Source organism: Pedobacter sp. 05L430, from assembly GCF_056397585.1.
Window position 1 is genome coordinate 1 of sequence record NZ_JBFTNT010000214.1, and the last position, 7,257, is coordinate 7,257.

The following is a 7,257-nucleotide window of genomic DNA, read 5'->3' on the forward strand; positions in this document are numbered from 1 at the left end:
GCCTTTGCAATAATAGTAGCAATAGGATTGGCCGCGTATTTTATTAAGCCCGAACTTTTTAATGGTGCTTTAAATAAATCCGACAATGGTCTTCACGATAATTCTGAACTGATCAAAAATAATGATAAAATCAAAACTGATTCAATTGCTCTTCTGTAATGATAGGCTCTTGTTCAAAAGAAAGTGGTTGTTCAATAGCTGGTTCATCAGCTATTTCAGGTTCCGCAATGTTTTCATTAATAATGGCAGTTGCGTCTTCTTTTAAAGGAGGTAAACCATAAAAGTCAAAGCCAAAGTTTAGTTGATCTTTGGGGTTGAAAATTAAGTTTCCGGGTGTGCCAGATAGTATACCTATTTCTCCAAAATCAGCGTATTGCTTCTCGGAAAGCAGCTTTATTGTCTCATCAGTAAACTGGTCAATATAATAAGTAGCCGCCTCGGTTGATACGTTCCTTTTTTTACTGATGTAGGCGATAAGAGATTGAGATTCTCTATTCTCTTCTGCAAATGCCAAAGTATAACTTGGCGGCAGAAAAGAGTGTGTTTCAACATCGTACCTTCCTGGCGATTTCTTTTTATAAAAAGTACCCAGTCCAGAAATTCCAACTTCTTTACGAGTTTTTATAAGTTCAGTAAGGTATGATAAGATATCCATTCTGGTAAAAATAAATTTTAATTCCGTATCAACCAATTATTAATTAAAAACCTATTAGAATGAGTAGCTTATACCTCCGAAAACATTGAGCCCAATTACCTCATAATGCAGGTATCTGCTATACGATGAGTTTAACAAATTGTTGGCTCTCGCGAATGCAGAAAACTTATTATTTATTTTATATGATACTCCGGCTCCTAGATCGACAAATCCCTTAACAGTAACTACTGTTTCATTTGCAGGATCAGGTGTATAATAAGGATTAGCAGGAGCTGCAGTATAAATTTTTGCTTTGCTATCATCCTGAAGCGCTACAGAAGCATTAAGGGTTACTTTTTTGTTGATCACATATGATAGATCAGAACTTAAACGCATTTGAGGTTTAAACCAGCTTTGTGTTTCTGCGGCTGGTTTATAATCTTCAAAATTTAATTTACCTGTCCATTTTAAGGCATCACTTACCTGTACAGAGAGTTCCCCTTCTATTCCAATAAGTTTCATAGTTCCGAAATCGTAGATCACATCAAATTTATTGAAATTTGAAAAGTTGTTTACGAACAATGGCATGTCTTCAATGCTCTTGTGGTATACTCTTGCTTTGTATCCAAAACCAGGACCGCCTGTGCCTTTAATACCGCCACTGATACTTAGTTTTTCGATAGAATTTCTGATGGTAATATTGTTGTTCAAGAATGGATTCTCATCACTAAATTGTTTTAAAGAACTACGGTTTACATCACCTTTTACTTCTCCAAATATTTGCAGGTAATCAGGTATTAATGTAAAATCAGCTGTAACAGCCGGGAAAATCCTACTTGATGAGAATGCGCCAAATTCCTGTACAAAATTAATTCCAGCGGTTATTTTTACACCGCTGGCCTGTAATCTGATATAAGGATTTAACTTTAAAAGATTGTTGCCAACACTTACTAGCTCATCTTTAGTGCTTCCGAATTCAGTTGATGCAGCAAGACCTAAGTTAAACTTACTGATTCTCTTATTTACATATCCATTTAAAACAACTGAGTTTTCTTTGGCATTAAATTTATCACTCCAGATATATCCGTTAAGTTTCAATGCATAACTAAGGGCGTCGGGATCTTCTGTGTATTTATTTACAAGTTCCCCTTCTGCTTCAAAGAAATTAAGTGTTTGTTTTTCAGGATCGGGATTTAATGTCGGATTGTTCTTATCAATGCCATAGAAATATAATCCGTTTCTTTGAAAATTAACACGACCACTTAAGGTAACAACATCGCCAATGCTACGGCCAAAAACACTAAGTTTTTGCTGACTAGACTGTTGTTTATTTAGCTTGCCTGACTGACTAAAATGTTGAAAATATCCACCAGCTTGCATAGCCTCATCACGGCCCAGGTTTATATAGGCCTCGCCAAAAATAGTTTTCGCAGATCCGAAACCACCTTTAATATAGTTGTTTATTAGCTCTTCTTGTTTTTCGGCAACTACTTCCTGGGCTTGTAATTTATTAATGTCGGAATTTAGTTCTAATTTTCTATCTGTAAGGCTATAGTTAAATTTAGCCTTATATGTTTTTATATCATTCAGATCAGGGCTTCTTCTCAGTTTTACTGCCTCTGCTAAAATAGGTTTGTAAGGTCTTACAACTTCAATTTCTTCGGTAACAGCCTTCTCATCCGTCTTCTTTTCTGTAGTCTTTGTATCCTGAGCTTTCAACCCTAGGGATGTAGCTGTGATAAAGAAAAGGGTACTATATATTAATTTAGTTAATCTCATGTCGCTTAATCTTATTTAATTTTTTCTAATTTCTCTTTAGCAGTTGGAACGATATCATCCTTGCCTTCATAATTGTCGATAATACTTAAGAGCGTACTTTTAGCTTGTAACTTATCTTTTAGAGCTACATAATTATCTGCCAATAAAAGGAACGATTTGGCAACCCAATAGTCATAAGAGGCCATATTGTTAATCAGATCAAAACATGTTTTAGTTGAGGTTTTATAATCACCTTTGGCATATTGTACTGCAGCAATATTGTATTTAGCTTCGGCTGCTGCCAGGGTTTTAGTTTTACTTACTACATTATTGAAGGCTTTTACTGCACTTGTTGTATCGGCCTTTAATAAATAGGCCTTACCCGCATATAGATCAGCACTGTTCTTCTCTTCCTCAGAACCTTTTTCAGACTCTTTAATCAACTGAACATACTTGATCATATCATCAGGCATCTTTAATGCGTCGTAGGCTTTCAGGAGGTTATTTATAGCGTAACTATGGTGAACTTTGTAATCGGCAGTAGTTTCTAGTCTTTTTAGGTAAACAATTGCTTCGTTATATTTCTTCTGATCTAAAAACAATTGAGAAATACTTACCAGTGAACGTTCAGTATAATCACTTGTCCAGTCATTAAGAATGTACTCATAATCTGCAACAGCTTCCAGAGGGCGACCAAGCTTAACCAATGACTCAGCTCTAACAAACTTAGCTTCTTTGTCATGTATTGCTTTCGGATACTTATCAAAATAAGCATTTACAGCTTCAAAAGCACCTTTGAAGTCGCCTTTTAAATAAAGGTTATTTGCTCCCTGGAAAACTATATTATCTTGTTCTGCTTCGGAGAAATTACCTAGGGGAGTAGAATTAGCATAGGTGATGAAACCTTGTGAATCACCACGGTCAACATAGATATTTTTAATAGATTCTAATGCCTGTTTTGCTTCTTCGCTACTGGCGTAATCTCTGATTACTTTTTTGAATGACTCTAATGCCTGATCGTCTTTATCCTGATTATATTGAACAAGGCCAATGGTAACCAAGGCTCTTGGAACATAACTGCTATTAGGATATAAACTAACTAAACTAATAAGATCTGTACTAGATTTATCGAAATTGCCAATATTGAAATAAGTATAGGCAGTTTCGAAACCAGCATCATCAGCATAATTAGAATTAGGGAACTGTTTAAGAAGATCCTGCATGGTTCCAATTTTAGCCTCATTTTGATTTTCCAATCCCTGGATCATACCACGTTGAAAAAGTGCATAATCTTCGCCCGTAGATCTGGCATTGATGATCTTGTTATAGTTTACAAGTGCATTGCCGTAACTTTTATTTACAAAATAAGAGTCAGCTAACCTTATGATGGCATCGTTAACTGTTTTTTGATCCTTATCGTTACCCGCTAAGAAGCGTTCAAAGTATGTAGCTGCTTTTCCGTAGCTTTCGTTTTCAAATGCAGCGTAGGCAAGGGCATAATTTGCAAAATTATAAACCCCGGTTTTATCAGCATCAGGCATTCCAAGGAATGTTTCGAAATGTTTAACAGCTTCACCAAATTTTCTTAATTCGTAAGAAGCCTCGGCTTTCCAATACGTACTTAATGCGTGAATTTCTTTATCCTCGGGGAACTTCTCAGAACGTAAGAACATTGATAAAGCGTTAGGGAATGCTCGTTCGTTATAAAACTCCAGTCCTCTAAAGTAAGTCACTTTTTGATAAGCTTCTCTGGCCTCTGGCGATTTGCTTTGAATCGGTTCAAGAATATCTATTGCAGCCTGATAGTTTTTACTGGTCAATAGAATTTCTCCAAGTAAGGTTTTTGCTTCGTTAATTTTGCGAGAAGTTGGAAACTGTTTTAAAAAGTTCTGGGTCGCTTCAAGAGCTTGCTGATTAAAGTCTAGTTCATAACTTAACCTTGCATAATTGATCCATGATTCTTCTTGTATAACTTTATCAAAATCAAGTCTTGATGCCCTGAAGAAGGCACTTCTTGCTTTCTCTTTGTCTTTAAGAATAATGAAAGAGCGACCTAAAGTGTACATCCCGCTTTGAAGGTATACATCATCCGTATCAAGCTTTTCCAAAATTGAAACTGATTCAGGATATCTTTTCAATTGAAATAACGAGTATCCGTATTGATAAATGAAAAGGTTATTTTTAACATTTGATTTATCTTTAGCGTAGAACTCTTTGAAATACTTCTCTGCATTTACAAAATCAGATTTTGCAAAATATGAAGCAGCAATAAGACTTAACATCTCTGCCTCATATTGTTGTTTTGAAGATTTAAGAATGGGCAGGGCGTATTCTAATACATCATCATATCTTTCATCAAGATAATACATTGAAGTAATGTAATAAGGGTAACTAGCTTCGTATGTTGGAGATCCTTTAAGTTTCTCAAAGTTGCTTAATGCAGTTTTATATTCTTTGTTCAGGTAATTGATGTACGCAAAATAATAGGTAGCACTTTCCTGGAAAGGAGATTTTTCTTTTTTAACAGTTTCAAATAAAGGCTCGGCCTTTTCAATGTCGTTCTGTAAAAAATAAGCGTATCCTTGCTTAAACTGATATTCTAAACGTTGCTTAGCAGAAAGAGTAGAAGGATCTGTTTTTTCAAACCACTCTAATGCTTTCTTGTAGTTTTTCTGATCAAAATATGATTTTCCTACATGAAAATAGGCAAGTTTTGTATTGGGATTAAGTGGATAATCTTTTATGAAATTTTGAAATAAACTCTCTGCATCATTATTGCCCAATTCTAATGCGCAAACAGCAGCATAGAATTTAGCATTTTCTTTTAATAAGGAAAGTTCCGAGTTGCTTTCCTGTTGTGTTCCTGGTTTTTGTCTAAGCTGTTCAACCAGTTTAAATTGCTGGGCAGCAGCAACGTATTTTTCATTGTCAAGCAGTTCGAGTCCTGTTTGATAATTTTTATTGAGGTTAACTAGTAGGCTCGACTGGGCATAACTTGCAGTATAGCCGCCTGCTAGTAACAGCGGAATAAAAAAGTATTTTTTTTGCATCTGATTTCAAATATGGTTGGTACTAATATAGATATAGTATTGTGTCTTGATAGCATAAGAAATTAACATGTGTTAATAACACAGGTTTAACGAACAGAAAAAGAAAATGGTATAAAAAAGCTGTTAAAGAAAGTTAATCTCTTTGAGAGGCTAGTAAATAAAGTACTGCCATCCTTACGGCAACCCCATTTTCTACCTGTTCTAAGATGATTGATTGTTTGCTGTCAGCAACATCACTAGTAATCTCTACACCGCGATTAATTGGGCCTGGATGCATTACAATTATTTCTTTATCAAGATTGTCCAAAATCTGTTTATTCAGCCCATACATCATGGCGTATTCTCTTAATGAAGGGAAATATTTAATGTCTTGTCTTTCCAGCTGGATGCGGAGCATATTTGCCACATCACACCAGTTAAGTGCTTTAATCAGATCATGTTCAACCTTTACACCAAGGCTTTGGATGTGCTTGGGAATTAAAGTAGTAGGGCCGCAAACCATCACCTCAGCACCAAGCTTTTGTAAGCAAAGAATATTTGATATGGCAACTCTGGAGTGCAGGATATCGCCAACGATTACTACTTTTTTTCCGGCTACATCGCCCAGTTTTTGGCGAATGGAAAAAGCATCAAGTAGCGCTTGGGTGGGATGCTCATGTGCACCATCTCCTGCGTTTATAATTTGAGCTTTAATATGCTTACTTAAAAATTGTCCGGCTCCGGCATATGGATGTCTCATCACTACCATATCCACTTTCATAGCCAGGATATTGTTTACAGTATCTATTAGCGTTTCTCCTTTACTCACAGAGGAAGAAGACGCTGCAAAATTAACCACATCAGCTGAAAGCCTCTTTTCTGCCAGTTCGAAAGAAAGTTTGGTTCTGGTGGAGTTTTCGAAGAAGATATTTGCAATGGTGATATCTCTCAAAGATGGAACCCTCTTGATAGGTCGGTTAATTACATCCTTAAAGTTATCTGCAGTTTCAAAAATTAATTCAATATCATTCCGGTTAATATCTTTGATACCTAAAAGATGTCGGGTTGATAATTTCTCTACTGCCATACTATTTATTGCTTTCTGATAATAAGATAACTTTGTCTTCTCCTTCGGTTTCTTTCCAGCTTACCTTAACCTTTTGTGAGTTTAGGCTGTCTACCTTCTGGCCTATATAATCTGGCTCGATAGGTAGTTGTCTGGAAAAACGCCTGTCTATTAACACCATTAGTTCAACCTTTTCAGGCCTTCCATATGCAAGTAATGCATCCATTGCAGCCCTAATTGTTCTGCCGGTCCACAATACGTCATCAATAAGGATAACATTCTGGCCTTCAATTATAAAATCTATGGTATTGCTGTTTGCAGAAACTATTCCGTCCTTTCTCCTAAAGTCATCTCTAAAAAAGGTGATGTCCAGATTGCCTTTTTTAATGTTGGTTTTTTTAAGGATTTGTGAAAGCTCTTGTTGCACCCTGTCGGCAAAGTAACTGCCTCTTGGCTGTATACCTATTAAAACAGTATTAGAAAAATCGATGTGATTCTCAATTAATTGATGACAAAGTCGCTTAATTGTGATTTGGAATTTTTGTCCGTCTAGCAGGGTTCTCTTTTGCATTGACTAAATTGTTGTACAAATATAGCCAAAAAGTTGTAACACCAAACCTCTGAGTAAGCTTTTTGAAAATATTCTAGGTTGTAATTTAAATCAAGGTATCAAAAGTTGAAATCTCCATCATACATACCGTGAGGTTAAAAGTGAAATGTATTATAATTCCATACCAAAGTGTATTTTCGCTAATCCTTATTTGGGCCAG

Annotated in this window: 5 protein-coding genes; all 5 read right to left on the reverse strand. The window is 35.8% G+C overall.

Features of this window, described 5'->3' with window-relative positions:
• Window positions 1–130: 130 nt before the first annotated feature.
• A complete protein-coding gene (locus AC1DG9_RS20175) occupies window positions 131–655 on the reverse strand; it encodes an HU domain-containing protein (RefSeq protein WP_477635127.1) in 525 nt (174 codons plus the stop codon).
• A gap of 54 nt (window positions 656–709) precedes the next feature.
• Complete coding sequence (locus AC1DG9_RS20180) at window positions 710–2,413, reverse strand: TonB-dependent receptor (RefSeq protein ID WP_172659287.1); 1,704 nt, start codon at window positions 2,411–2,413, stop codon at window positions 710–712.
• A gap of 11 nt (window positions 2,414–2,424) precedes the next feature.
• Window positions 2,425–5,442 (reverse strand): tetratricopeptide repeat protein, encoded by a 3,018-nt coding sequence (locus tag AC1DG9_RS20185; RefSeq protein ID WP_172659288.1) that lies wholly within the window; start codon window positions 5,440–5,442, stop codon window positions 2,425–2,427.
• A 133-nt stretch (window positions 5,443–5,575) separates the two neighbouring features.
• Window positions 5,576–6,508, reverse strand: coding sequence for an aspartate carbamoyltransferase catalytic subunit (locus AC1DG9_RS20190; protein ID WP_172659289.1), 933 nt, complete (start codon window positions 6,506–6,508; stop codon window positions 5,576–5,578).
• A 1-nt stretch (window position 6,509) separates the two neighbouring features.
• Window positions 6,510–7,058 (reverse strand): bifunctional pyr operon transcriptional regulator/uracil phosphoribosyltransferase PyrR, encoded by a 549-nt coding sequence (gene pyrR, locus AC1DG9_RS20195; protein WP_172659290.1) that lies wholly within the window; start codon window positions 7,056–7,058, stop codon window positions 6,510–6,512.
• Window positions 7,059–7,257 lie beyond the last annotated feature (199 nt).